Origin of the sequence: Thermoflavimicrobium dichotomicum, from assembly GCF_900114055.1 — a bacterium.
GTDB lineage: Bacteria > Bacillota > Bacilli > Thermoactinomycetales > Thermoactinomycetaceae > Thermoflavimicrobium > Thermoflavimicrobium dichotomicum.
Genome location: NZ_FORR01000010.1, coordinates 105,691 through 130,417, shown reverse-complemented (window position 1 = coordinate 130,417; position 24,727 = coordinate 105,691). Strand labels below are relative to the sequence as shown.

19 protein-coding genes, 2 pseudogenes and 1 riboswitch are annotated in these 24,727 nt (G+C 43.3%); of the genes and pseudogenes, 5 read left to right on the top strand and 16 right to left on the bottom strand.

Annotated features, from left to right (window positions below; all coding sequences use genetic code 11):
- The coding region (locus tag BMZ78_RS11380; protein WP_139203313.1) for an AAA-type ATPase lid domain-containing protein at window positions 1-570 on the top strand (570 nt) is incomplete at its 5' end.
- 360 nt (window positions 571-930) lie between these two features.
- Here BMZ78_RS11380 and BMZ78_RS11375 read toward each other — a convergent pair.
- From BMZ78_RS11375 to BMZ78_RS11325, 12 genes and pseudogenes are all read right to left on the bottom strand, one after another.
- Window positions 931-2,085 carry an AAA family ATPase gene (locus tag BMZ78_RS11375; protein ID WP_093230419.1) on the bottom strand — a complete coding sequence of 385 codons (1,155 nt, stop codon included), beginning with the start codon at window positions 2,083-2,085 and terminating at the stop codon, window positions 931-933.
- Window positions 2,086-2,257: 172 nt separating this feature from the next.
- Window positions 2,258-3,088 carry a HoxN/HupN/NixA family nickel/cobalt transporter gene (locus tag BMZ78_RS11370; RefSeq protein WP_093230418.1) on the bottom strand — a complete coding sequence of 277 codons (831 nt, stop codon included), beginning with the start codon at window positions 3,086-3,088 and terminating at the stop codon, window positions 2,258-2,260.
- A 635-nt stretch (window positions 3,089-3,723) separates the two neighbouring features.
- Window positions 3,724-3,985, bottom strand: a pseudogene (locus BMZ78_RS11365) (RtcB family protein); the annotation flags it as partial.
- 139 nt (window positions 3,986-4,124) lie between these two features.
- Window positions 4,125-6,677 carry a polynucleotide kinase-phosphatase gene (locus BMZ78_RS11360; RefSeq protein WP_093230416.1) on the bottom strand — a complete coding sequence of 851 codons (2,553 nt, stop codon included), beginning with the start codon at window positions 6,675-6,677 and terminating at the stop codon, window positions 4,125-4,127.
- Window positions 6,678-8,051: pseudogene (locus tag BMZ78_RS11355) on the bottom strand (3' terminal RNA ribose 2'-O-methyltransferase Hen1).
- A 156-nt stretch (window positions 8,052-8,207) separates the two neighbouring features.
- Window positions 8,208-8,378, bottom strand: a complete 171-nt coding sequence (locus BMZ78_RS18810) for a hypothetical protein (protein ID WP_175482427.1) — start codon at window positions 8,376-8,378, stop codon at window positions 8,208-8,210.
- 982 nt (window positions 8,379-9,360) lie between these two features.
- Window positions 9,361-9,852 carry a preQ(1) synthase gene (gene queF / locus BMZ78_RS11350; protein WP_093230415.1) on the bottom strand — a complete coding sequence of 164 codons (492 nt, stop codon included), beginning with the start codon at window positions 9,850-9,852 and terminating at the stop codon, window positions 9,361-9,363.
- Entirely contained in the window at window positions 9,849-10,253 is a 405-nt protein-coding gene (locus tag BMZ78_RS11345) for a 6-pyruvoyl trahydropterin synthase family protein (protein ID WP_093230413.1), read from the bottom strand. The genes queF and BMZ78_RS11345 overlap by 4 nt, the downstream gene beginning before the upstream one ends.
- A 27-nt stretch (window positions 10,254-10,280) precedes the next feature.
- Window positions 10,281-10,985, bottom strand: a complete 705-nt coding sequence (queC, locus tag BMZ78_RS11340) for a 7-cyano-7-deazaguanine synthase QueC (RefSeq protein ID WP_245739828.1) — start codon at window positions 10,983-10,985, stop codon at window positions 10,281-10,283.
- Window positions 10,986-10,988: 3 nt separating this feature from the next.
- Window positions 10,989-11,675, bottom strand: a complete 687-nt coding sequence (locus BMZ78_RS11335) for a radical SAM protein (protein ID WP_093230435.1) — start codon at window positions 11,673-11,675, stop codon at window positions 10,989-10,991.
- 60 nt (window positions 11,676-11,735) lie between these two features.
- Window positions 11,736-12,626 (bottom strand): formyltetrahydrofolate deformylase, encoded by an 891-nt coding sequence (gene purU / locus BMZ78_RS11330; protein WP_175482426.1) that lies wholly within the window; start codon window positions 12,624-12,626, stop codon window positions 11,736-11,738.
- Window positions 12,627-12,999: 373 nt separating this feature from the next.
- Window positions 13,000-14,004 (bottom strand): C40 family peptidase, encoded by a 1,005-nt coding sequence (locus BMZ78_RS11325; RefSeq protein ID WP_093230412.1) that lies wholly within the window; start codon window positions 14,002-14,004, stop codon window positions 13,000-13,002.
- A 318-nt stretch (window positions 14,005-14,322) separates the two neighbouring features.
- Here BMZ78_RS11325 and BMZ78_RS11320 point away from each other — a divergent pair, with 318 nt between their 5' ends.
- A complete protein-coding gene (locus tag BMZ78_RS11320) occupies window positions 14,323-15,135 on the top strand; it encodes a Cof-type HAD-IIB family hydrolase (RefSeq protein WP_093230410.1) in 813 nt (270 codons plus the stop codon).
- Window positions 15,136-15,261: 126 nt separating this feature from the next.
- Here BMZ78_RS11320 and BMZ78_RS11315 read toward each other — a convergent pair whose 3' ends face one another.
- Window positions 15,262-16,023 (bottom strand): IclR family transcriptional regulator, encoded by a 762-nt coding sequence (locus BMZ78_RS11315; RefSeq protein WP_175482425.1) that lies wholly within the window; start codon window positions 16,021-16,023, stop codon window positions 15,262-15,264.
- 185 nt (window positions 16,024-16,208) lie between these two features.
- On the opposite strand from BMZ78_RS11315, the gene acnA reads away from it, so the two are divergent.
- Complete coding sequence (gene acnA / locus BMZ78_RS11310) at window positions 16,209-18,929, top strand: aconitate hydratase AcnA (RefSeq protein ID WP_093230409.1); 2,721 nt, start codon at window positions 16,209-16,211, stop codon at window positions 18,927-18,929.
- A gap of 162 nt (window positions 18,930-19,091) precedes the next feature.
- Window positions 19,092-19,469 (top strand): VOC family protein, encoded by a 378-nt coding sequence (locus BMZ78_RS11305; protein ID WP_093230407.1) that lies wholly within the window; start codon window positions 19,092-19,094, stop codon window positions 19,467-19,469.
- Here BMZ78_RS11305 and BMZ78_RS11300 read toward each other — a convergent pair.
- The 3 genes from BMZ78_RS11300 to BMZ78_RS11290 all read right to left on the bottom strand — a co-directional run bounded on the left by BMZ78_RS11300 (window position 19,453) and on the right by BMZ78_RS11290 (window position 22,375).
- Entirely contained in the window at window positions 19,453-19,671 is a 219-nt protein-coding gene (locus BMZ78_RS11300) for a hypothetical protein (protein WP_093230406.1), read from the bottom strand. The genes BMZ78_RS11305 and BMZ78_RS11300 overlap by 17 nt on opposite strands.
- A 108-nt stretch (window positions 19,672-19,779) precedes the next feature.
- On the bottom strand, window positions 19,780-21,537 hold the full coding sequence (locus BMZ78_RS11295; protein WP_093230404.1) for an ABC transporter ATP-binding protein: 1,758 nt from the start codon (window positions 21,535-21,537) through the stop codon (window positions 19,780-19,782).
- Between the two features lie 37 nt (window positions 21,538-21,574).
- Entirely contained in the window at window positions 21,575-22,375 is an 801-nt protein-coding gene (locus BMZ78_RS11290; RefSeq protein ID WP_175482424.1) for an ATP-binding cassette domain-containing protein, read from the bottom strand.
- A 294-nt stretch (window positions 22,376-22,669) separates the two neighbouring features.
- Window positions 22,670-22,781: riboswitch (TPP riboswitch) on the top strand.
- A 135-nt stretch (window positions 22,782-22,916) separates the two neighbouring features.
- Between BMZ78_RS11290 and thiC the strand changes: the two genes are divergently transcribed.
- Window positions 22,917-24,671: a phosphomethylpyrimidine synthase ThiC gene (thiC, locus tag BMZ78_RS11280; RefSeq protein ID WP_093230400.1), complete on the top strand. Its 1,755-nt coding sequence runs from the start codon at window positions 22,917-22,919 to the stop codon at window positions 24,669-24,671.
- The last annotated feature ends 56 nt before the right edge of the window (window positions 24,672-24,727 follow it).

The window sequence follows — 24,727 nt, the reverse complement described above, 5'->3', positions numbered from 1 at the left end:
AATACGAGAGTGATCGCCGCAACAAATAGGAATCTCAAACATGAGATCACATATAACGGGAATTTTCGCAGCGATCTGTATTACCGGTTAAATGTAATAACCATTCAACTTCCTCCTTTGCGAGAAAGGCGGGGAGATATCCCGCTTTTAGCAAATCATTTTTTAGAGGAACTGAATCACTCCCAGCCGAACCACCAGAAAAAGTTCTTTGACGCTTCCGTTTTTGAGTTGTTCTACCAATACCCGTGGCCAGGGAATATTAGGGAATTGCGCAATGTCGTTCAAAGAGCTTTTTACCTTTCTGGATCCGATGTTTGCATTAGAGAGGAACATCTTCCAGAGGAAATGCGGACGGAAAGACCCTCCTTCCATCCCCATGTCGATCGCTTATTGGATCATTCTTCTCATAAAGAACTCAAAAAAGCTGAAAAGGACATCATTGTAGAGACATTGCGCAAAGTGAATGGAAATGTTCGACGGGCAGCACAGATTTTGGGCATATCCCGCAGTACGCTTTACCGAAAAATCGATCAGACAACGCTGGAAAAGTATAGGAGAAAGGAATGGTAGGTCACAAAAAAAGCATGGGTCGAAGCTTCTTCCGACCGACAATAACATCACTGTCGATCAGTGTCCCGGTGCCCGATATGCACAGACTTCTGTTAGCTGACCCCTGACGTTAAGAAATACACATGATGGACAAGTAACCGGCGCGTTCTTCCAATGACACCAAACGCCCAGCGTTTGGTACCTTTTCATGACCAACAAGATCATGGATTCACGTTATTGTACAAAAATAAAACCCCGGCACAAGGGGCTACCTTCACGGTACACAAAAAAATAAAAAACAGGAAGAATCCATCTCTTTCCGTCTCCATGGAAAGTGGAACTGGTTCTAACAATGCCTGAGCCTTGGCATCATGAACCAGTCTACGGAGTGTTTGTGCTTTTCATTGTGTGCTGGACTTTAAATTCTAATCCGTCCGCAGACCTTTGAACTTTATAACGCACCATTGCTTCTGGCGTCGTTTGTTCTATGACTAACTCCGACAGCGGCACCAGAACATATTTGCGCATCGCTCTTTTTAAAGCTCGTGCTCCATACTTTCGATCAAACCCTTTTTCGAGCAAAAATTCTTTCGTTGAAATATCAAGTTCCACCTCACAATCATATCTTCGTAATTTGCTGTTTATCTGCTCCGTTAACAAATCAATGATTTCAAACACTGTCTGTCGTGTCAGCCAATTAAAGATGATAATATCGTCGATCCGGTTGATGAATTCGGGTTGAAAATGGCTTTCCAGTTTTTCTTGGATTAGATGATCGAGAACCAATCTGCGTTCCTTATTTTTCCAAGTTTTAGGATTTAAGAAATGAATCATATTTTTGGTCAGAAAAGCAAATTTGTTATTGAAAAAATTTAGGATTTCTCTCGCCCCCAGGTTGCTGGTCATAAAGATCAGTGTGTTGCGGAAATCAATCGTCTCTTCACCTGAAGCGATGGTCATGATGCCATTATCGAACACGTTTAATAATGTTTGGATCACCTGCGGACTCGCCTTTTCAATTTCATCAAATAAAATGATCCCCGGCCTGCTGTAAGACCCTTCGATTTTTTCCTTATCAAGAATCGTTGAACCCTCACGGCTCCCCACATATCCGGGCGGAGCGCCTGTCAGCGCCGCGGCATAATGATCGAGAGACAATGTATTCATATCCACTCGGCAAAAAGATTCCCGATTGCCGTGGATAGCTTCTGCCAGAACACGGACAATTTCTGTTTTCCCGACGCCAGTCGGTCCCAAGAACAACCCGATGTATAAAGGCCTATCCGGATCGGCTATGTCAGCCCGTACAATTTTCAACATGTTTTCGATGCTTTTCATCACATGTTCCTGCCCCAAAATTCTCTTCCGCAGCCTCTTCATAACCTCTTCGACATCAAAACGGTACCGGGTTTGAATTTTTCGGAGCCGTTGATCTGCAGGCAAGTCTGTCACATCAGACACTCTTTGTTTTTCCTCCATCTCTTTTTGTCTGCGTTGGGCTGCATAATATTCCAGCTTGTCATTGATAAATGGCATGATTCTTCCCCCCTGCTTATCAGCTTGTAGCAAAAAGGAGCCAGGATTAAGGCACTGACTCCTCGCTTAAATGAATGGCCTACCATTTCACCACTTTTTCCAAAACCAGCCTCCAGGTGCTGTAGAAATCGTGCGAACACTCCTCAATCCCTCTGTCTACCTCCACAGTTGATCACTTTTCCCCATGATGATTGGCTGTTCCGCCGACAGATCCACTTAATTCTGGCAATGAACGACCAGCCCTGGTCAGGTAGGTGACCCATCCAAAAATGAAGAGGAAGAGTACAAATATGATGATCCCTATCACTTCAAAATCCAATTCCGCCGAGGGATAAAAGAATGTTAATGCCTTGTAGAAAGCGAGTCCATAAGCTAAAACCACAATGATCCAACCCATCACTCTAGAAGCAAATTGCCCAAGTTTATTGGATTGGCGGAGTATTTTATTGGTAATCAGAGAATCAATGGTATCTGTGATCATCATCCCCACCATAAATGTAAGCCCCAAGACGTAAGGCAAATAGTCTGCATTGTTGCGAGCTGCCAAGATCCAGACGGACGTTTGGCTGACGGTCTCAGATGCCAAAGCAAACAGTGCTCCAATCAAGATAATGAGGAATGGATTGCTCGTTTCCTGCAATTTTTTCGGAATAAGCTTTCCTTTGATACCTTGAGGCCGATATTCGTCCTGACGAGTCTTTAATAGATTACGGATGTTTAATGTTCCAATCAGGAACAGGGACAAAATAGAAAACCATTCCACAAATAGGTCGACGTAACCCGGTAACTGAAAGTTCTGACTTAGATGCGCTAGAATAATTCCTATAATGGCTACTACCAAACCGTGCCCAAATGAGAACAGGGTACCGACCCAAGGGGCAATCCGACTTCCTTTACGCCAGTTGTAGCGAGCCAAACCATCAATACAGGCCAAATGATCCGCATCCAAACCGTGACGGAGACCTAAAGTAAATACCAGAAAGAGAAGAGACAAGTTTTCCATTTTTTTACTCCCTTCATTTAACATAATTTTTACAAGCGGGGCATTTTATACTTGACCACCGCCACACCCACTGTGTCACCACAGTTTCCAAGAACTCCGTATATCACGACTGATCCCTTTCGGTTATACTTATAAAGCAAGAAACATGCCAATATAATTGTTGGGGGAACGGCTTGTCCTAAAGTCATTGACAAAGGCGCTTACCAGATGATTTGCAATATACTTGGAAAAATGATGTATTGAATTTGAACAATTATGATTAAAAATAATACATGTATATGTCATATGAATATGACATCGTGCGCTAAGAAACCTAGGCAAGCGAAAAAGGTGGATTTTTCCGCTTCAGGTAGATCTATTTCTGTTTATCGTCCTCTTTTCCTGAAGAAGACGTAATGTGAATCACTCGAAATCCCAAACACATCACACATTTCCAGTAATTTGTGCATCAGCATGCTGTTGACGCAAATGGCTTCCACCTCCTAGGCCCGTCGGTTCAGGATGCCTACTACTCAGGAATAAAAAAAGGAGTGAACATAACATTCACTCCACAAGCCCCTATTCAAAAACCGGTTTTTTCTTTTAACAAGGCGGGAACCTGTTATCATCATTTTGCAAGGAAGAAACTCTCAGCTTCAAACCCCTTTGATTACCGCCAATGGTTTACATTCCACGACCACGGACGCCAGACCAGCACCAACGACCGAATCAATAATCTGATCCACAATTATACGCTTGGGGACATTCATCGAGAATGCTTTCCAATGTACGCTGATTGACTACAATTTCTTCATTGGTTCCCACTTTCATCGACTCAGCAAATTCATCCACGGTAATCAGCTGCTTGGTGGCACGACGAGAACGAACCCGTCCAGCCCCGTGACAAATGGAATAGTAAGTGCAGAGTACATCAGATTGATATACTTTTGCCCTACTTCTATATTGATCAGGGCATACACAAGGGCCGGATCCGGTGACTCGATTCCCCACAATTCCATTTCTTTACGAAAGTCTTTGGTATATTGCGGTCCTAACCCTACAAGGTGGGCTCCACCGGCTCTGCTTCAAGTGCCAGAATACCAAAAATACACTCATGCACCCGATACAAAGGCTCTCTCGCCACAAAGCGCTCCAATGCTTCCAATCCCAGTGCAAACTCTCGCAAAGCCAGCGATCGTTTCTTTTTCAAGCCCCGTACCCGCAAACGTTCGATATGTGCTTCAGCGGTATATTCTGGACCATAGATGATTCGTAAATATTCTCGGCCTCGACACTTGATGGCTGGCTGAATCAATCCTTTCGGACCCCTGGGCACAAACGCAAGGGGTTTGACTACCATTCCTTCTCCACCTTGTTCCGTCAAGTCTTCCCACCAATGAATCCCCTCCTCGATGCTGGCTGGGTCGTTCAAATCGATCACTTGATAACGGGTAGCAAGCAAGATATCTTCATCCAGGCGACAAAACTTCGCTATTTGCTGCATATGCCATAAATGATCCCGATCAGCATGCACTTTTCCTTCTGTAGCCAAAAGATGAAATGGAGCAAGTTTTAAATCAGAGGGGGATTCCACTTTCCAGCAGTACTGTCGATAAGCTTGGACAAAACGCTCGCTATTTGCCAAACGTTGTTGATACTGTGTCAATAAATGATTGATCTCCAATCCGCGTTGTCTGGCTTGTTCCAAGAGTTCGACCGAACGCCCCAAAGAATGAGTAGCCGCTGCTCCTACAGCTGCATATTGCGTTCGTAACAGCTCTTGCGCCTTTGCAGACCATGGCATCAATTCGGCATCCAAACAGACCCAATCGGTTTGGAGTTCCTCCCAAAATCCTGATCTCTCCAATGCTTGACGGAGTCGTTCCAACAATGTTTGCTCCCATTTAAACTGCGTAAAAAATCTTCTTCCTGTCCGTGTATAACAAATCCCCAATGCCTCTTTATCCAAACCAAAACGACGAACCGCTACTTCTTCGTTACGACAAACGATCACAATCGCCCGCGATCCCATATGCTTCTCTTCACAAATGACGTGAGACAGCCCTTGCTTTTGATAATAAGCAAAAGCTTCACGCGGATGCTCCAACCATTTTCCTTCTTTTGCCGTTTCAGAAGGCGACATCGTTGGAGGTAAATAGATTAACCATTTGGAATGGACCGTATAACGGCTCAGCGCTTCTACTGCTGCGATGGCCTGCTCTTCGACAATGCGAATCGAAGGAATATAGCGGGTTGATATAAATTTAGGAGAAACATCTCGAATATCAAGACCATCATGATCTTGTCGCTCGACAAATTCTCTATTCTCATCTCGCCAATATGGATTTTTGGCATATTCTTGTTGGGCAGGTACTGAGACAGTCTCTTTTTCCGGATATCTGAAAGCAGTCAATTTTCCCCCAAACACACAGCCTGTGTCAATATTGACAGTGTGATTTAACCATACAGGCTCCCGATGCGGTGTATGTCCATAAACAACCAGTGCTTTACCCCGATAATCCCTTGCCCATTCCACTCTTACAGGCAAGCCATATTCGTCGACTTCTCCTGTTGTCTCTCCATACAAGGCAAATTCCCGTACGACTCTGGAAGCACGTCCCTGATATTCTTCTCTTAAACCAGCATGAGCAACGACCAATTTTCCCTGATCAAAGACATAGTGACTGACGATTCCTTCCAGAAACTTACGTACCCGCTCTTTCCACTCTTCTGTCTCATGCTCAAACTGTTTCAGGGTGACTTCCAGGCCATGATTGACCTGAACCTGCCTTCCTTTAAGTTTACGCAACAACTTATCATCATGATTGCCCATGACACAGTAAGCTTGTCCAGTCCTTACCATGTCCATGACCAAACGCAATACATCTGGGCTGTTCGGTCCACGATCCACCAAATCTCCTACAAATACAGCCTTTCTCCCATCCGGGTGAGTCACAAGAAACTGTTTGTCTCCATCTCGAGTTTCTTCCTCTACCTTATATCCCAGTTTTTGTAATAAAGAGATCAATTCATCAAAGCAGCCATGCACATCCCCAATAATATCGAGTGGACCTGTTTCTTCTCGCCGATCCGTCCATAAGGGTTGCCGGCAAATCGTGACCGCATCGACTTCTTCGATACTGTTTAAGCGATAGACATACCGAAATCCTTCACGCTTCAGTTTGTTCAAGGACTTTTTCAATTGCACGCAATGCTTGTGAATGACACCTTTTGGTAACGTACGATCCGCCCGAGCCTGATTATGCTCCTGACATATTTTTTCGGGCAGATTAAACACAATGGCAACCGGAATGACATGGTACTTCCAGGCGATTTCTAAAAGTTGTTTTCGTCCCTCTTCCTGCAAATTAGTCGCATCAATCACGGTTAACCTGCCTGCAGCCAATCTTTTGCCTGCTACATAATGCAATACTTCAAAAGCATCTTTGGAAGCAGACTGATCATTTTCATCATCAGCGATCAGGCCACGAAAAAAGTCTGATGATAAAATTTCTGTCGGTAAAAAATGTTTTCTGGCAAATGTCGATTTGCCTGAACCTGAAGCTCCAATTAATACAACCAGCGATAATTTCGGAATGATTAGCTCCATTTATCTCACCATCTCTGCCTCAAGCTGAAAAATCGCCATCTGGGCGGGTGATCCTACCTCTTCATCAATCGGCCCCACTGGAAAAAAGGTCACTCGATACCCAAAACACTTGGCCACATTTTGTGCCCAAGTTTGAAAGGCTTGCCGTGTCCATTCAAAACGATGGTCAGGATGCCGAAACTTGCCTGGAGACAACCCGGCAAAACGCACATTGTATTCCGCATTGGGTGTTGTCAAAATCACCGTTCTCGGCTTGGCATAACCAAATAAAGCCTGTTCAAATGAAGGCAAGCGATCAGGCTCTATGTGTTCGATCACTTCAATCAAAGTAGCTGCATCAAATCCTTTCCACCGTTGATCTCGATACAACAAGGAACCGTGCCACAACTCTACTCGCTCCGTTTGGGCCAGATTCAGTCTCTTCTGGGCCATTTGTAAAACAGAGTAAGATACATCCACTCCGGCCAAACGAGTAAATTCTTTTTCTTTCATCAGTAACCGAAGTAATTTCCCTTCGCCACAGCCTAAATCCAGCACACTTTTTGCCCCTGACTCCTTAAGCCTGTCTACCACCAATTGCATGCGAAGTTCGTGCAAGCGCAAAGGTTTTTCTACTTCGTCTTCCTCCTGAACTTCTTCAATAGGGGAAGTATGTTGTTCTGACAAATGCTGAATCGCTGTATAAGCCAATTTCTTGCGATATTTCAAATAGCGAGTGGCAATCAGTTCACGTTCCGGATGTAGAGGTAGCCACTTCTCTCCATGCCTGAACAGCTTATGCAGTTCATCTTCCCCTACCCAATAATGCTTTTCATCATCCAATACGGGAATCAGAACATACAAATGAGAAAGCAAGTCCTGTAAGCGAATATGGTGCTTCAAGGTCAATTCACAATAACGGCTTCGTCCCCACTCTTGGAATTCCGGATCCAGCTGAATTTATTCGATCTCTACTTCATATCCAAGTGGAACGAACAGCTTCTCAATGAGTTTTTTTCCTCCTCTACTGGGTACAACCGGCAATTTCGCTATCAAGGGAAGAGGCTGCTCGACCAATTCCGGCCGATGCTGACAACGGCCATTCAATGCTGTGCTATATACTTGTGCCATCGCTACACTAAGGAAAGAAGAAGCAACATAAGGTCGATCATTCACATATTGATCCATCCATCTTCGCTGTTCGCCTCTCACTAAACCGATAGGATCTATATCAAGCAGCAGAACCGCCGTACAAACCTCTTCTGTTGCTTCTGGATAAAAAACATGAGCTTGTCCAAATGACAGAGGAAATGATTGGACTCGATCTGGATGTTTATGCAATAGATAACCCAAATCTGTAGCAGGTGAATATGTAGTTGTAATGGATAAGTACATGAGACATCCTCTCACCATTCATATTGTGGATTTTGATTTTCTTTCTCATCTAAATATTTTATAAAAGTATTATATCATGCATAATAAAAAAGTGAGGAATTCTCCTCACTCTAGCCTATGCTACATTTTTCTTTTCTTCTCTCTGCCCATGTCCATTTAACAGCCAATATCAGGGATCCCAGCCAATGTAACTCCAATTGCGAGTAATGAAGATAATGGGTCATGGATCATCGTACTAATCAGTACAAATAGAGAATCGGCGATAGCAATGATTGGAATCCATTGATATAGTGGAACCTTGTACACTTTTCTTTTTTCTGGTTTCATTTGGATAAACACAGCCACCAATCAGGATCTTAGTATGGTTTCGTTTAACTATATCTGGAAATGGACGGCTAAATGAAATAAAATAGTCTCTACCAAGAGTTATATTTCAATTGTTTGAATCAATCTGTTTATTCTCATAAAGGAGTTCATTTAATTGAAAATTGGTAGTATTAAACAAAAATTAATTTCGTCCTTTGTCACTTGGCTCATGATAAATATATATTCTTATTTCTCTTCTTATATTGATTATTCGTAATTATATTGATATAGCTATTAAGCTCGTATATATGGGGAGAAGACAGCCTATATTTTATTGCTTCATTTGCAATTATGGGTTTAATCTATTTTATTATTGATGAAGTTGTTATTTTTTTCCTTTCTATTACTAAAAGAGCAGTAAGGAACAGAGAATAGGGAATATTAAGGAAAATTAGTACGCAGTTATTAACCTGACAAAACATGTCATCAAACCGATTTGGTGGTATGATTAACATATTGTCAGTCACAATGCGATTCGGCAAGTAAAACGAAGTGTCCAAATAGCCAATCTTCTTAACTGGCAATCGTCATTACTACATCCGGACTTTTGTCTTAAATGCCATGAAAGAAGATACAAAAAATCAAATGTACAAAGATTATCCGTTAGCGTATGTGGAAATGGTCAAGACCCCGAATTGTAGAATTTAAAAAACGCCCTCTTTTTAGGACTGTCAGCTAACGTCTCCTACTCTGCAGGCGTTAGCTTTTTTAGTTGTACGCCAGGTTCAAACACATGATTAAGACTAAAAAGACTAGTCATACAGATAAGGTGGATCATGAAAACTCAAAAATAAAAAAGCTGGCATGCTAGCGCCAGCTTAGAGTCTGTTAATAAACTCTCATTTCTCATCAGAATTTGCTTCTTTTTATCGACTGCTGTGCCATCAGAGCGATTTCATTCATAACCGTCTCTACCTTTGGCGTCAACCTGATCACTCATGCTTTATCGATTGTCTACACGCTCCGGGTACAGATCATGGTTAGCCAACCGTTGTTTAGCTATCTCTTCCCATTTCGTCCCTTTTTTTCCATAGTTGACATAAGGATCGATGCTAATGCCGCCGCGCGGCAAAAATTTGCCCCATACCTCAATATATTTCGGATCCAACAATTTAATCAGGTCTTTCATGATGGTCACAATACAGTTTTCATGGAAATCACCATGATTACGAAAACTGAAGAGATAAAGCTTCAACGATTTGCTTTCTACCAGTTTTTTATCTGGAACATAGCTAATATAAATGGTAGCAAAATCAGGCTGACCCGTAATCGGGCACAGGCTTGTAAATTCAGGACAATTGAATTTCACAAAGTAATCCGTATCAGGATGGCGATTGCTGAATGCTTCCAGGACACTGGGATCATATTCAAATACATATTCGGTTCCTTTGTTTCCAAGCAGTGTCAATTCTTCTTCCGGCTTTTTGTGCATCATGTTCCCTCCTGTTCGTCAATCCACTCAAATCGGGCATAAGCTTCATTTGTTTCCTGGACTTCAACCCATTTTAGAGTTGGCTTGTTTTCCTTTGCCTGGCAGAGATCATGAATCGCCCAATAAAAGACCTCGGCCACTTTTTCTGTCGAAGGGATGCTTCCACCTTGTTCAGGATCAAATTCCGGAAATTCGTTGAGAAAGTGATGATCATATTTTTTCTCCAATGCATGCTTCACCTGACGAAAATCAATGAGCATTTGCATTTGATCCAGCTTGGTTCCTTCGACACAAAAGGTAATTTTATAGTTATGACCATGCACCCGCTCACACTTGCCCGCTCCCGGAACACGATGGGCACATGAAATCCAAAAGTGTTTAACTAAGGTGTATTTTCCTGGCATTTCTTCTCCTTCCTTGTTGGCTCTGACTTAACTTGCTGCAGTCCGATAACGAATCGGATCTTTGGCGTTATTTTCCTCAAATCCTTTGAGACGCAAACGACAGCTATCACATTCGCCACATGCTTCTTCTTCCCCCAAATAACAGGAAGTGGTTAATTCATAAGGAACTTGCAAATCCAGGCCAATCCGAATGATTTCCGCCTTACTCAAGTGAATGAGCGGTGTTTCGATCCGCAGCTTTTCTTCACTGGTTACTCCCAGTTTCGTTGCCAAATTAATCGTTTCCGTCATCGACTGAATGAATTCCGGGCGACAATCTGGATACCCGCTATAATCCACAGCTGTCACCCCTGTATAAATCACTTTGGCACCGATCACTTCAGCATAGGCAGTTGCCAAAGACAAAAAAATTAAATTCCGTGCCGGGACATACGTGCTGGGAATTTCGTCCTTTACGCCATCAGTAGGCACATGAATGGCTTGATCGGTTAATGCACTGCCACCGATTTCACCCAAAAAAGAAACGTTGACCACTTTATGTTGATGTCCAACTTCATAATACTCCGCTATTTTTTTGGCCTGTTCCACTTCCCGGTTATGGCGTTGATTGTAAAAAAAGGTAATCGGATACAAATCATATCCTCTTTGCTTGGCAATACCCATACAAGTGGTACTGTCCAAACCTCCACTTAAAACGATTACCGCTTTTTCCTTCATCATTTGATCCTCCATCTCCTATACTCCACGTGCTTCCGGATCCCAGATCACTTTGTGTAACTGTACATTCAATTTCACATGAGACAGTTGGTGCTTCAGCATCAAAGAGACCAGTCGAGCTGGTGGCATCGTTTCCCATACAGGACTGAAGAGTGGTAATCCCTGTTGAACATGTTGTTTTACCACTGTCACTGCTGTATGAAAATCTTCTTCATTCCCGATGACAAACTTGATCTCATCCCGTTCGTTCAGGTACTGAAAATTATCCATGATCATTTTGTCATGTTCACCGCTCGCTGGCAATTTATAATCCATGATAAAGCGAACCTTTTCCCGAAGAAGCGGATCTGTCTGCCGCAAACGGTGAAAGGGCTCGAGATGAATCGCTCCATTGGTTTCAATGTGAATATCCTTGACATAATCGATTGCCGCTAACGCCTTGACCAGTGCCAATGATTTCCGTCCATGCATGAGGGGCTCGCCACCAGTCAGGCAAATATGCTGGTGAGGGTATTTTTTCACCTGGGAAACAATTTCACCAATCGTAGCCCAAAACGCCGGTTTAGCCGGAGCATAGCTGTATTTCGTATCGCACCAGGTACAACGCAAATTACAATTGTATACCCGAACAAATGTCGTTGGAAAGCCTGCTCGTGTTCCTTCTCCTTCAACGGTCTCAAAAATTTCTACCATCGGCAGTTTCATCTCTTGCTCATTTTCGGTTTGTACTGTCAAAGGTAGCACCACCTTCCAGTTTGCCACTGCTTATATTCCTGAAAACACGATGGTTCGGTTTCCATCCACCATCACCTGATCCTGGATATGCCATCGAACTGCCCGGGCCAGCACAATCCGCTCAATATCTCTGCCAATTCGTTTTAAATCCTCGACGGAATAACGATGATCTACACGCTTGACGTCTTGCTCGATAATGGGACCTTGATCCAGCTCTTCGGTTACATAATGCGCCGTCGCTCCGATCATTTTGACTCCTCGTTCATAAGCCCGGTGATAAGGCTTGGCCCCAGCGAAAGCAGGCAAAAATGAATGGTGGATATTGATGATTTGATGGCGATAGCGCTGGGTCATCCATGACGGAATGATTTGCATATAGCGAGCCAGAATAATCGTATCGATTTTAGCTGGCTCCAGCAACTCCATATGAATCCGTGCTGCTTCTTCCCTTGTTTCTTTCGTCACGGGTACATGATAATAAGGGATCCCGTATGGTTCTACCAAAGGTTTCAGATCCGCATGATTACTAATGACCATCGAAATCTCCGCTTCCAACTCCCCTGTTTGAAAACGCCATAGTAAATCCTGGAGGCAGTGCCCTTCTTTGGAAACAAATATCGCCAATCGATGCTTGCGTGCAGCAGAAACCATACGCCATTGCATCTCATAAGATTCGGCGATCGGTGCAAATTGTTGCCTGATCTCCTCGATCCGTCTTTCAAACTGATCGCATTGAAAGACAACACGCAGAAAAAAATGCTCATCCATATGCTGCTCAATTTGAATAATATCTGCTTCCCGCTCATATAAAAACCGGGTCACTTCTGCGACAATACCGGGTTGATTCGGACAAGAGAGAACAAGTCTTCCTTGATCTTCTTTTTTAAGCTTTCCAATCTTTCGCTGCATCGCTAACTCCATTTCTTTACACCTCTATTTTCTTTATCACGCATTTACTTATCAGTTAGTATACTACGGTTTTTATTTCATATCATTAGAGGTTATCCAAAACAAAAAGTTTTGACTACGCCTGTGATCTTTCATGTTTTTACATAATAAATATAAATTTGGATGAATATGGTACCAATTCTATATAAAAATACCCGATTTATATAAAAATCGGGTGATTTCATTGACAAAAATATCCTATATATACCGGTTTTCCTTTTCCGATTCACTCCCGCTCTATAAAATCAAGCAAAAGTCGTCCTACTGGAAAAGGAAAACCAGGTTTGTCAACATCTTCGGTATTTTACAAAATAAAACTGGTCCTCATCGGACCAGTTACAAAACTTTAATCCAAATAGCGACGAGCACCTGCAAACTCTTCTTTATATCCGGGAGTATCGACAGGAATAATTTCAACCGTTCGTGCAGAATTTGGTGAATGAATCATCATGCCATTACCAATATACATGGAAACGTGATGGACTTTTCCTTTTCCATTGTTATAGGCATAGAATAGCAAGTCACCCGGTTGTAAATCCTTTGGATCTACAGGTTTTCCTGCTGTGGACTGCGGGCCTGAATCACGTGGAATCGTAATGCCATGGGATTGATAAACGGTAAAAGTAAAGCCAGAACAATCAAATCCAAAACCACTGGTTCCTGCCCATAAATATGGTAGATTTAAAAACATTTTCGCAGTACGGACCAAATCTTCACCCTTAGGTTTCGGAATATCTTTGACAGATTTGTACACTTTTCCATCTGACTTTTTCACCCAACCCAATTTTCCATTGGGCAATAAAACTGCATAAGCTTTAGGCGTCACGGCCATCAATGGCAAGCGGGTATTATAACTGATTTCCATCCATGTTTCTTTCATTGAAGGATTTTTATACAACCATGCGGTTGGTTTTGTCACCAGAACAAATGGGCCATTTTCTTTGGCTGCAAAAAGTTTGTTATAGGTGAGTTGCTTCACTGGCATCCAACCAGGATATCCACGTGGATCACGAGGTGTCGGCTGCCCATGAACAACCACTTTGACCCAGTCACCCTTTTGCTCATCAATCGTCACTTTATTCCCCAACAGGGCTTGCGTCTCCAGGTTCCCCACTAACCACAACTTGTCATCCAATGTCATTGAGCGTGTCCATTTCCACAAGTCAACCGGATTGGTTGTCGATGGCTGATCAATCGGTCGGGCAATATCAGGTTCTGTCCACAATGTAGCCACTGCTACATCAATGTAAGCGGTTTTATTTTTCTCCAAGTCCAAAGATTCAGCTGATGCCATTGGAGTAACTCCAAATAAGAGGACAAACACAAACAAAGCTGAAAAAAACTTCCTCATCTCATATCCTCTCCCCTTTACCTCTAACAAAATGTAACTTTTCATTACTATTTTAACATTTTTATCAGAATACGAAATCAGTATTTTTTTCATTAATATAAATTTAACCATTAAATATAGATAACTAAACCGTCAAATAACCATAATTACTGATAAAATAAAAATAGAAGTGATTTCAAATCCATATAGCAAGCGTCACTCCATTTTATGAGGATAAGGAATTCGCTCGATTCCCTTTCCAGACTTATGTTCAAGGCTACTCCAAAATAACTTCCAGTAACATGGATCTGCAAAAGAAAAAAAGAAAGGATTAGATGCATGGGAGAGAGATACCTGATTGCTTGTGATTTGGATGGCACGCTACTCACTGGACAAAAGACAATTTCTGAACGTACAAGAAACGTACTCACTACCCTTTCGGCACTGGGACATAAAGTGGTAATTGCGACAGGTCGTCCTTTTCATAACAGCATCGCTTTCTATAAAGAATTACAATTGAATACACCGATGATCAATTTTAATGGAGGCTATGTTCACCATCCGCATGATCCCTCATTTCCCAAACGGATTGTACCTATTCCTTATCCCCTGGCCAAGGAGATTATCCAAACCGCTTATAACCACTCGATTGCCAATATCCAGGTAGAAGCGCTAAACCAATGTTATTTGGAAATGGGAGAAGACAATTTTTCATTTCTTTCAAAAATGACGGAAACCCATTGTGTAATGGGTCCTGTTTTGGATCACCTTCAAGAAGACCCAAATTGCCTCGTTTTTTACTCTCCTCGTAAAGAACCCATCGACCACCTGTGTGAGACGCTCATGACTGAATACAAAGAAGAAGTGAAGTTTCATCGTTGGGGCCCTCCCTGGAATGCCATCGAGGTGGTCCCACAAGCAGTCAATAAAGCGATCGGTCTGAAATATGTCGCAGAATATCTCCATATTCCACAAGAAAAGATTATCGCGTTTGGCGACCAAGTCAATGACTTTGAAATGATTGAGTTTGCAGGATATGGGATCGCCATGGGAAATGCAATAGACAGACTTAAACAACTGGCCAATGATGTCACCTTGACCAATGAAGAAGATGGGATCGCCATTTATTTGGAAAAGTTTTTCAAACTGTGAATAAACAGGTTATAGATCAAAACCTGGCATTCCTTTCTTTTCAGGCGCCAGGTTTTTTCCTTTCATATCCCGATAAAAAAGCGAATCACCTCCCACTACGATAAAAGGAAGGTGATTCGCCCAATCTTATCCGATTTTTTTCCCCATCTGCTCAGCTGCACGAACCATATGCGGGACAAAATCAATCATTTTTTGCACATTCATACGGGATACGGGTCCCGAAACCGCCAGGGCCGCAATCAATTGTTTCCGACGGTTAAATATCGGCACAGCGACAGCAGCCGTTCCCGCTTCCCTTTCCTCAATGCTGATCGCATAACCTTCCTGACGAATCTGATTCAGTTGGGCTACATATACTTCTTTATTTACCCCTGAAGGCCACATCGGATCATTTAGAATTTGATCCACTACCTTTGGATCAGCATAAGCCATCAGTACCTTGCTCGATGCACCTACCGCAAGTGGCATGCGTGCACCGATCGGGGCTACACGGCGAATGGCCTGTTTGCTCTCCACTGCCTGAATCCGAATCCGTTCATTTCCATCCCGAATATACAAACTGACCGTTTCATCCAATTCATCTCTTAAACTTTCCATTTCTGGTAAAAATAAAATCGCTGGGTCATTCGATTGATCCAGATTGGCAGCCAATTCCCAGATACGAAACCCCAGTTGATACTTGTCCGTCTCAGGATCCCGCTTGACAAATCCCTTGTTCTCCAGCGTCGCTAGCAAACGAAACACAGTACTTTTATTCAATTTCGTCTGTTTTGCAATCTCTGTCAAACCCAGTTGGGATTGCTGTACAAAACACAATAAAATGTCCAAAGCACGTTCTGCAGCACGAACTGTCATTTTTTTCTCTTCGTTTATCCTTTTCTTTTCCATCACGGCCAGCCCTCCGTGTTTCACTATATGAGAAACATTTTCATTTATTATACCCTGCTTGGAAATGTTATAGAAGAAGCTAATTCAGGACTATACAATTTCCTAAAAACATTGTATAATAATTTTGCGAAGAGAAACAAGGTTTCATTGTATGAAACATCCAAAAAGTAAGGAGGTTGATTAGCATGGCTCAAGATCTGTATCAAGTTCGTACCAAACTGAATGTAAACGGAAAAGAATATACTTACTACAGCCTGAAAGCTCTGGAAGAAAAAGGACTCGGAAATATTTCCCGTCTTCCTTTCTCCATTAAAGTGCTACTTGAAGCAGCGGTTCGTCAATACGATGGTGTCGCTGTCACCAAAGAACATATTGAGCAACTCGCTAAGTGGACTGAAAAGCGTTCAGATAAAGAGATTGCTTTCAAACCAGCTCGGATCGTATTGCAAGACTTCACAGGGGTACCAGCCGTTGTCGATTTGGCTGCCTTGCGTTCTGCCATGGCTCGGGTAGGTGGCGATCCGGAACGCATCAACCCACTCATCCCTGTTGACCTTGTGATCGACCACTCTGTGATGGTTGACCGTGCCGGTACCAAAGATGCATTGGAATACAATATGGATCTGGAGTTCAAGCGCAATGAAGAACGTTATCGCTTATTGCGCTGGGCTAAAGAAGCGTTTAATAACTTCCGTGCTGTGCCACCAGCAACAGGTATTGTACACCAAGTAAACCTGGAGTACTTGGCTACTGTTGTAGCGCAACGTGAAGAAGACGGCGAAACGGTTATTTTCCCGGATTCTCTGGTTGGAACAGACTCTCACACAACCATGATTAACGGTTTGGGTGTCGTTGGTTGGGGTGTTGGTGGAATCGAGGCTGAAGCAGGTATGCTCGGACAGCCACTGTACTTTATTACACCTGAAGTGATCGGATTCAAGCTCACTGGAGAGCTTGCAGAAGGTGCAACTGCTACCGACCTGGCACTCACCGTCACTGAAATGCTACGTAAAAAAGGTGTCGTTGGCAAATTTGTAGAGTTCTATGGTCCAGGCCTCAGCAATCTCAGCCTTGCTGACCGTGCAACCGTAGCAAACATGGCACCTGAATATGGAGCAACGATCGGATTCTTCCCAGTAGACGAAGAATCACTCAACTATCTGCGTAATACGGGTCGTGACGAAAGCCTCGTTCAACTCGTAAAAGCATACTATGAGGCTCAAGGTATGTTCCGTACCGATGAAACACCAGATCCAATCTTCTCTGATACCATTGAATTAGATCTGGGCAATGTCGTTCCAAGCTTGTCTGGTCCAAAACGTCCACAAGACCGTATTGAACTCAACAAAATGAAAGAATCCTGGCATGAAACCTTGCGCAAACCGATTGAAGAGCGTGGTTTTGGCCTGTCTGAAGAAGAAGTAAACAAATCTGCAAAAGTGGAAAAAGACGGTAAAACCTTCGAGCTCAAAAACGGAGCCGTTGTCATCGCTGCGATCACCAGCTGTACCAATACCTCCAATCCATCCGTTATGATCGGGGCAGGTTTGGTAGCGAAAAAAGCAGTGGAAAAAGGGCTCACTGTTCAGCCATATGTAAAAAGCAGCTTAACTCCTGGTTCTCGTGTCGTATCCGATTACCTCGAAAAAGCAGGCTTGCTCGAGCCACTCGCTCAGCTTGGCTTTACCGTAGCTGGTTACGGTTGTGCAACCTGTATCGGAAACAGTGGACCACTCTCTGAAGAAATAAGCAAAGCCATTGAAGAAAATGACCTCACTGTTACCTCTGTATTAAGTGGTAACCGGAACTTCGAAGGTCGGATTCACCCATTGGTAAAAGCAAACTATCTCGCTTCTCCACCATTGGTTGTCGCTTACGCCTTGGCTGGAACGGTAGACATCGATTTCGAAAAAGAGCCAATCGGTTATGGCAAAGACAATCAACCTGTCTATCTCAAAGATATCTGGCCAAGCTCCAAAGAAATCAGCGATGTCATGGCTTCGGCAATGAGCCCAGAGCAGTTCCGCAAACAATACAGCCAGGTATTTGATGCCAATGAGCGTTGGAATCAGTTGCCAACACCAAAAGGCGTTCTCTACGAGTGGGATGAAAAATCCACTTACATTCAAGAACCACCATTCTTTGTCAATATGTCCCGTGAAGTGGAACCCATTAAAGAAATCAAGAAAGCAAATATCCTGGCGCTCTTGGGTGATTCCGTCACCACCGACCATATCTCACCAGCCGGTGCTATTAAACCGGACAGCCCAGCAGGTAAATATCTGCAAGAGCATGGTGTTGCCGTGAAAGACTTCAACTCTTACGGTTCTCGCCGTGGTAACGACCGTGTTATGACTCGTGGTACCTTCGCCAATATCCGGATTCGCAACCAAATGGTTCCTGGCTCCGAAGGTGGCGTAACCAAACACATTCCGTCCGGTGAGGTTATGTCCATTTACGATGCAGCCATGAAATACAAAGAAGAAGGTACTCCACTTGTGGTCATCGCTGGAAAAGAATATGGTACAGGTAGCTCTCGTGACTGGGCAGCTAAAGGAACCAACTTACTTGGTGTCAAAGCTGTAATCGCTGAAAGCTTTGAACGGATTCACCGTAGTAACCTCGTAGGTATGGGCGTACTGCCACTGCAGTTCACTGAAGGTAACAGCTGGAAATCACTAGATCTGACCGGAGAAGAAACCATCGACATTCTCGGCCTGAGCGACGATATCCAACCAGGTCAAACCTTAAAAGTACGTGCAACCAAACCAGACGGTACGGTCATCGAATTCGATACCATCGTTCGTCTCGACAGTGTTGTAGATATCGAATACTATCGCAATGGTGGTATTCTGCAAACAGTACTTCGCCAAATCCTGAACAACACCGAAGAAGTAAAAGCTTAAGTTTCGTCTCCAGCTTAAAATCAAAAGCTATTTTTCCGATCTCCTCGGAAAAATAGCTTCTTTTTCCTTATCAATAGACTGAAAAATGCGATATAGACAATTAGTCAAAAAATAGATCAAAATGAGACTCTCTTTTCATGCGTTGGGAAAGGAGAATGCTTGGTGAAAATATTGGACCTGCATCATGCCCAGATTACCATTCCGAAAGGTGAAGAAGAAAAAGCTCGCTTCTTTTACTGCCACGTTCTTGGCTTGCCCGAAATCGAAAAACCGGATTCTCTGAAACCACGTGGCGGCTTTTGGCTCCAAGTAGGCTCCAAAGAAGTACATGTCGGAACAGAAGATGGCGTTGATCGCCATGGAACCAAAGCGCATTTGGCCTATTTAGTCGACAATCTGGACGCATGGAGAAACAAATTGGCTGAACATGACATCAAAATCCTTGAATCCGTTCCGATCCCAGGTTATGATCGTTTTGAGTTTCGGGATCCTTTTGGCAACCGGGTAGAACTTATTCAGAAAATCACCCCAGCTTTGTGATGCTGGGGATCCGGTACGTTAGCGTTCCAACCCGTTCAGTCCCTTCCCAAGCGATGAGCGCCTCCAAATCGGTTAAGGAATGGACTGTACCGCAAGTAATCATGGTGGTTCCACCCCATTCCTCTTGCCATAATTGCTTTAGCCATTCATGATCCTCTGCCGTTATGCATGGTTGAACACGAATCTCTTCCTTTGTTTGCATAATCTTCTCTTCCTTTCTTTAGTCAAATCACAGATAAAAGGGCCCTTTTCCAGTTCACTCTGACTCCACCAGAATAGGAACCCCTTAGTTATGAACAGCTTGTCCTCTTTACTTTTCCATCTGGACTTTGAACTGATGTTTAACCAGCTTTTGATATAACTGATGGCTTTGTAACAATTCCTCGTGCGTTCCCTGACCTGTAACTCTTCCTTTTTCCAACACAATGATCTGATCCGCATCCACCACGGTAGCCAAACGATGGGCAATGACGATCGTGGTTCGCCCTTTCATCAGGTTATGTAACGCTTCTTGTACTGCCTGTTCCGAAGTGGAGTCCAGATTCGAGGTTGCTTCATCGAGCATCAGGATTTTTGGATCATGCAAAATCGCACGTGCAATGGCAATTCGCTGACGTTGTCCACCAGACAGTTTTACACCGCGCTCCCCTACTTCTGTGTCATAGCCTTGTGGGAGCTCGTGGATAAATTCGTCAGCATATGCTAAACGAGCTGCTCTTTCAATCTCCTGATCTGAAACTTCACGATCCATCCCATAGCATATATTTTCCCGGACAGTTCCCGCTAAAAGAGGATTATCCTGCAATACATATCCAATGTGCCGACGCCACTCATGCAGACAAAACTGATCAATCGGTGTATCCCCTAAGCGGATTTCTCCTTTCGTCGGTTGGTAGAATCGCTCCAGCAAAGCAAATAATGTGGTCTTTCCACCACCACTCGGTCCGACAATCGCCGTAACCCGCCCTGCAGGAATGGTAAATGAAACATCCTTTAATACTTCATCACTCGTTGGATATGCAAAAGACAGGCGATCAATCACAATAGGTAAAGTTGGATCGACTTTTAGATGTTTTTCTTCTTTCTGCTCTTCCTCTTCGTGCTCTAAAATCTTAATGATCCTCTCCGTAGCTCCCATTGCTTTCTGCAAACTGGTAAAAAGGCGGGCCACCATGACCATCGGGGCAAGAATTTGGAAGAGGTACAAAATAAAAGCAACCAATTCTCCAGCTGTTAGAGCTCCCGTTGCTACACGCATTCCGCCATACCCAATAATAATGACTAAAACAAACATCATCACCAGGGACATCAACGGTTGGAGAACAGCAACCACTCTCGCCTCTTTTAAACCAAAACGAAATAAATTCTCAATTTCCCTTTCTCCATTTTTGCGTTCAATTTCTTCTGCTGTATATGCTTTAACCAAACGAATTTCCGTTACTACCTGAGTGAGCAAACTGGTAAAATGTGCTGTTTTTTCCTGTAATCTTTTCGATATTTCATACATCTTCCGCCCCATGGGTCGCATGATCAAAAAGACAATGGGAATTGCTGAAAACATCATTAAAGTCATCGGCCAATCCAAATAAAATAAAATGATCACAGCACCGATAATGGAAATAATACTGGAAAAAAGAGAAACCAGATGATCTGTAATCAAACTTTTGATCACAGCCGTATCATTATTGATACGACTAACGGTTTCACCTGTACGCTTTTCATCAAAATAAGAAATCGGCAGAGCCAGCATCTTGTTCCATAATAGGCGACGTAGATTGGAAACCACTCTTTCCCCCAAAAAGGAAAGAAAATAAGTAGAAAAGGCCCCGGCAACACCTTGGACAATAAAAGCAACAATCAGCAAAACAAATACTTCCCATTTCCAATTGGATACTGCTAAAATATCTACCAAATCTTTTGTAAACCAAGGAACAACTAATCCTGCGATGGCTTGAATCAAACTTAAGCCAACGACGATGAAAGCCAATCGCTTTGGGATTTGCGTCTGACGAATCAAATGGGAAAACTTTCGCCAATTCACTTGTACCTGTTGTTGATTACTTTCCATGATGTTTGACACCAACTTTAAAAATGGATTTTTTTATTTATACTTTAAAAGAACTTTTTTCTTTAGAAAAGACTTGCATTGCTTGGTACCACGCTGCTACTGTACCTTCGGAAACTCCTGCTGTCAACAACTTTTTTTTGCCCAATCGCCGGCAAGCTCCTGATTCCAGCAGCATCAGATAATCTGCACATTCTGCCAGCTGCATATCATGTGTAGCGATGATCGTAATCCGATCTTTGGGCTGACGCTGCAGTTCTTCCCTTAACAACTGCTTTCCCAAGAGGTCCAATCCTCGGGTGGGTTCGTCCAAAATCCAGAAGGTCGGATGAAGAAGTAAACTCTGTGCAAGCAGAAACCGCTTTAATACACCCCCTCTTAGTTTCATCAGTGGTGTCTGGCGATAACCTGCCAATCCCCAGCGAATCATCATTTCACAACTCCGTTTACGTGGATCAGGTGTACCATACAACTGCGCCAAATGAAAAAGGGCTAACTCAACCGTCATCTCTTGATCAAGGCGAGGAACCAAAGGTACATACCCGATCTTCCTCCTTAATTCCCCCAATTGTTCAGGTCTGGATGCATGAACATTTCCGGTGGACCAATCCATCGTTTGATGATGAGTATGAAATGTCACCCGCCCATCATCTGGTAACATCATCATGGCCGTGATTTTCAAAAGCGTACTCTTTCCGGCACCTCTTGGTCCTAAAATCACTGTAATACCACTTTGTACAGAAGCTGAAAAATCAAGCAAACCAATATTTCGAGCCCATTTATTTTCGGTCTCAAATTCATATATCTTGGTCACATGTGACCATTCGATCCACATGGTCATGGTCTTTCCCATCCTTTCTCGACCCACTGGTTCTCTCTACTTCCCACGCTTTTATCTTTCATCACCTTTTCAAATACACTCTTCCAATATATTAACATGAATCCTAATATTATCAATAATTCAAAAAGATAACAACCATGCTTGGCAACTACTGTCAAGCGGAAATTTCCATCATTCATGAATCACCAATCGCTGATAAACAAACAATCCCCAACGAAAATAGCAAAATCTGATAGATTTGTAGAAATAGGATTGATCCTCTGTTCATTCTATGCTACCTTGAATATAGCAACTACATAAAACACGGGAGCTTGGAGGGAGCCAGGCTGAGAGGGTGGAGAACTCTGCCACCGACCGTTAACCTGATCTGGGTAATGCCAGCGTAGGGATGTAACTTTTCCATTGCTTTCGATCTGTTCTTTATCGGAGAATGTAGACAATCGAAAGCCGTACGCTTGGCGTACGGCTTTTTTTCATGGTCAAGTTCCATCCACCTCCTTGTTTATGGGTTGCGTCATTAAAATAAAGGAGGCAAGTTGGAATGAAAAAATTTTCCTTTCCAGCAAGTAAAAAAGTGTATATCCAAGGATCTCGTCCCGATATTTTAGTGCCTATGCGAGAAATTCAACTTTCTCCAACCATTAATGCTCGTGGCGAAACACCTAACGATCCGATCAGAGTGTATGATACCAGTGGGCCTTATACGGATCCAAATGCCGAAATCGATGTTCGCAAAGGATTACCTCCATTACGCCGCCCATGGATCTTGGAAAGAGGCGATGTAGAAGAATATGAAGGCCGACAAGTCCAGCCGATAGACGACGGATACCGAACGGAAGAAAAAGCAAGGCAGCAGCAACTTATTGCTTTCCCTTTAGGTAAACGCCGCCCTCTTCGAGCCAAACCGGGAAAAGTAGTAACTCAAATGCATTATGCCCGGAAAGGGATCATTACTCCCGAAATGGAATTTGTGGCCTTACGGGAAAATGTCAGCCCTGAGTTTGTTCGGGAGGAAGTAGCCCGAGGTCGCGCAATTATTCCCTCCAATATCAATCATCCTGAAGCCGAGCCCATGATTATCGGAAAAAACTTTCTTACCAAGATTAATGCCAATATTGGCAATTCAGCAGTAACTTCATCCATTGAAGAAGAAGTTGAAAAGATGACCTGGGCTACCTTCTGGGGTGCTGACACGATTATGGATTTATCCACAGGTAAAAATATCCATACCACTCGCGAATGGATTATTCGCAACTCTCCGGTTCCTGTCGGAACAGTTCCCATTTATCAGGCACTTGAAAAAGTAGGAGGAAAACCGGAAGAGTTAACATGGGAAATCTTCCGTGACACGTTAATTGAGCAAGCCGAGCAAGGTGTAGATTACTTCACCATTCATGCCGGCGTACTCTTACGTTATATTCCATTGACGACAAACCGTGTAACTGGAATTGTTTCCCGTGGTGGATCCATTATGGCTGCATGGTGCCTGGCACATCATCAAGAGAACTTCCTATACACTCACTTCCGTGAAATCTGTGAAATCATGCAGGCATATGATATCTGTTTCTCCCTGGGTGATGGCTTACGTCCTGGATCGATTGCTGATGCCAATGACAAAGCACAGATGGCTGAATTGGAAACACTTGCCGAGTTAACCAAAATCGCTTGGGAATATGATGTGCAAGTGATGATTGAAGGTCCTGGTCATGTTCCTATGCATAAAATCAAAGAAAATGTAGATATTCAGCAAAAACTTTGCCAAGAAGCTCCATTTTATACCTTGGGACCACTTACAACAGACATCGCTCCCGGTTATGATCACATCACCTCTGCGATCGGTGCCGCAATGATCGGTTGGTTTGGTACAGCCATGCTTTGCTATGTAACACCAAAAGAACATCTGGGACTTCCCAATAAACAGGATGTCAAGGAAGGGGTCATCGCCTATAAGATCGCTGCTCATGCCGCCGATTTGGCCAAGGGACATCCAGGAGCTCAACTGCGTGATGATGCGTTATCGAAAGCACGCTTTGAATTCCGTTGGGTAGATCAATTCAACCTTTCACTGGATCCTGAAAGAGCACGTGAGTACCATGATGAAACCTTACCTGCGGAGCCAGCCAAAACAGCGCATTTCTGCTCTATGTGTGGGCCCAAATTCTGTAGTATGCGCATTACCCAGGATATTCGTGAATATGCAGCCAAAAAAGGATTGACACTGGAGGAAGCAACGCAAGAGGGATTAAAAGAGAAAGCCGAAGAATTTAAACAATCCAGCTCCAAACTCTATAAATAAAAAACGAACCTAACATCCAGTGGCAGGATGTTAGGTTTTATATTATGTATGAAATC

Coding starts and splice junctions, on each gene's coding strand:
- BMZ78_RS11375 (WP_093230419.1), bottom strand. CDS start 2,085: ATGCCATTTATCAATGACAAGCTGGAATATTATGCAGCCCAACGCAGA.
- BMZ78_RS11370 (WP_093230418.1), bottom strand. CDS start 3,088: ATGGAAAACTTGTCTCTTCTCTTTCTGGTATTTACTTTAGGTCTCCGT.
- BMZ78_RS11360 (WP_093230416.1), bottom strand. CDS start 6,677: ATGGAGCTAATCATTCCGAAATTATCGCTGGTTGTATTAATTGGAGCT.
- BMZ78_RS18810 (WP_175482427.1), bottom strand. CDS start 8,378: ATGAAACCAGAAAAAAGAAAAGTGTACAAGGTTCCACTATATCAATGG.
- queF (WP_093230415.1), bottom strand. CDS start 9,852: ATGATGCACAAAAAGCCGGAAGAAGAATTGACACTGCTTGGAAACAAA.
- BMZ78_RS11345 (WP_093230413.1), bottom strand. CDS start 10,253: ATGCCAGGAAAATACACCTTAGTTAAACACTTTTGGATTTCATGTGCC.
- queC (WP_245739828.1), bottom strand. CDS start 10,985: ATGGAGGATCAAATGATGAAGGAAAAAGCGGTAATCGTTTTAAGTGGA.
- BMZ78_RS11335 (WP_093230435.1), bottom strand. CDS start 11,675: ATGAAACTGCCGATGGTAGAAATTTTTGAGACCGTTGAAGGAGAAGGA.
- purU (WP_175482426.1), bottom strand. CDS start 12,626: ATGGAGTTAGCGATGCAGCGAAAGATTGGAAAGCTTAAAAAAGAAGAT.
- BMZ78_RS11325 (WP_093230412.1), bottom strand. CDS start 14,004: ATGAGGAAGTTTTTTTCAGCTTTGTTTGTGTTTGTCCTCTTATTTGGA.
- BMZ78_RS11320 (WP_093230410.1), top strand. CDS start 14,323: ATGGGAGAGAGATACCTGATTGCTTGTGATTTGGATGGCACGCTACTC.
- BMZ78_RS11315 (WP_175482425.1), bottom strand. CDS start 16,023: ATGGAAAAGAAAAGGATAAACGAAGAGAAAAAAATGACAGTTCGTGCT.
- acnA (WP_093230409.1), top strand. CDS start 16,209: ATGGCTCAAGATCTGTATCAAGTTCGTACCAAACTGAATGTAAACGGA.
- BMZ78_RS11300 (WP_093230406.1), bottom strand. CDS start 19,671: ATGCAAACAAAGGAAGAGATTCGTGTTCAACCATGCATAACGGCAGAG.
- BMZ78_RS11295 (WP_093230404.1), bottom strand. CDS start 21,537: ATGGAAAGTAATCAACAACAGGTACAAGTGAATTGGCGAAAGTTTTCC.
- BMZ78_RS11290 (WP_175482424.1), bottom strand. CDS start 22,375: ATGACCATGTGGATCGAATGGTCACATGTGACCAAGATATATGAATTT.
- thiC (WP_093230400.1), top strand. CDS start 22,917: ATGAAAAAATTTTCCTTTCCAGCAAGTAAAAAAGTGTATATCCAAGGA.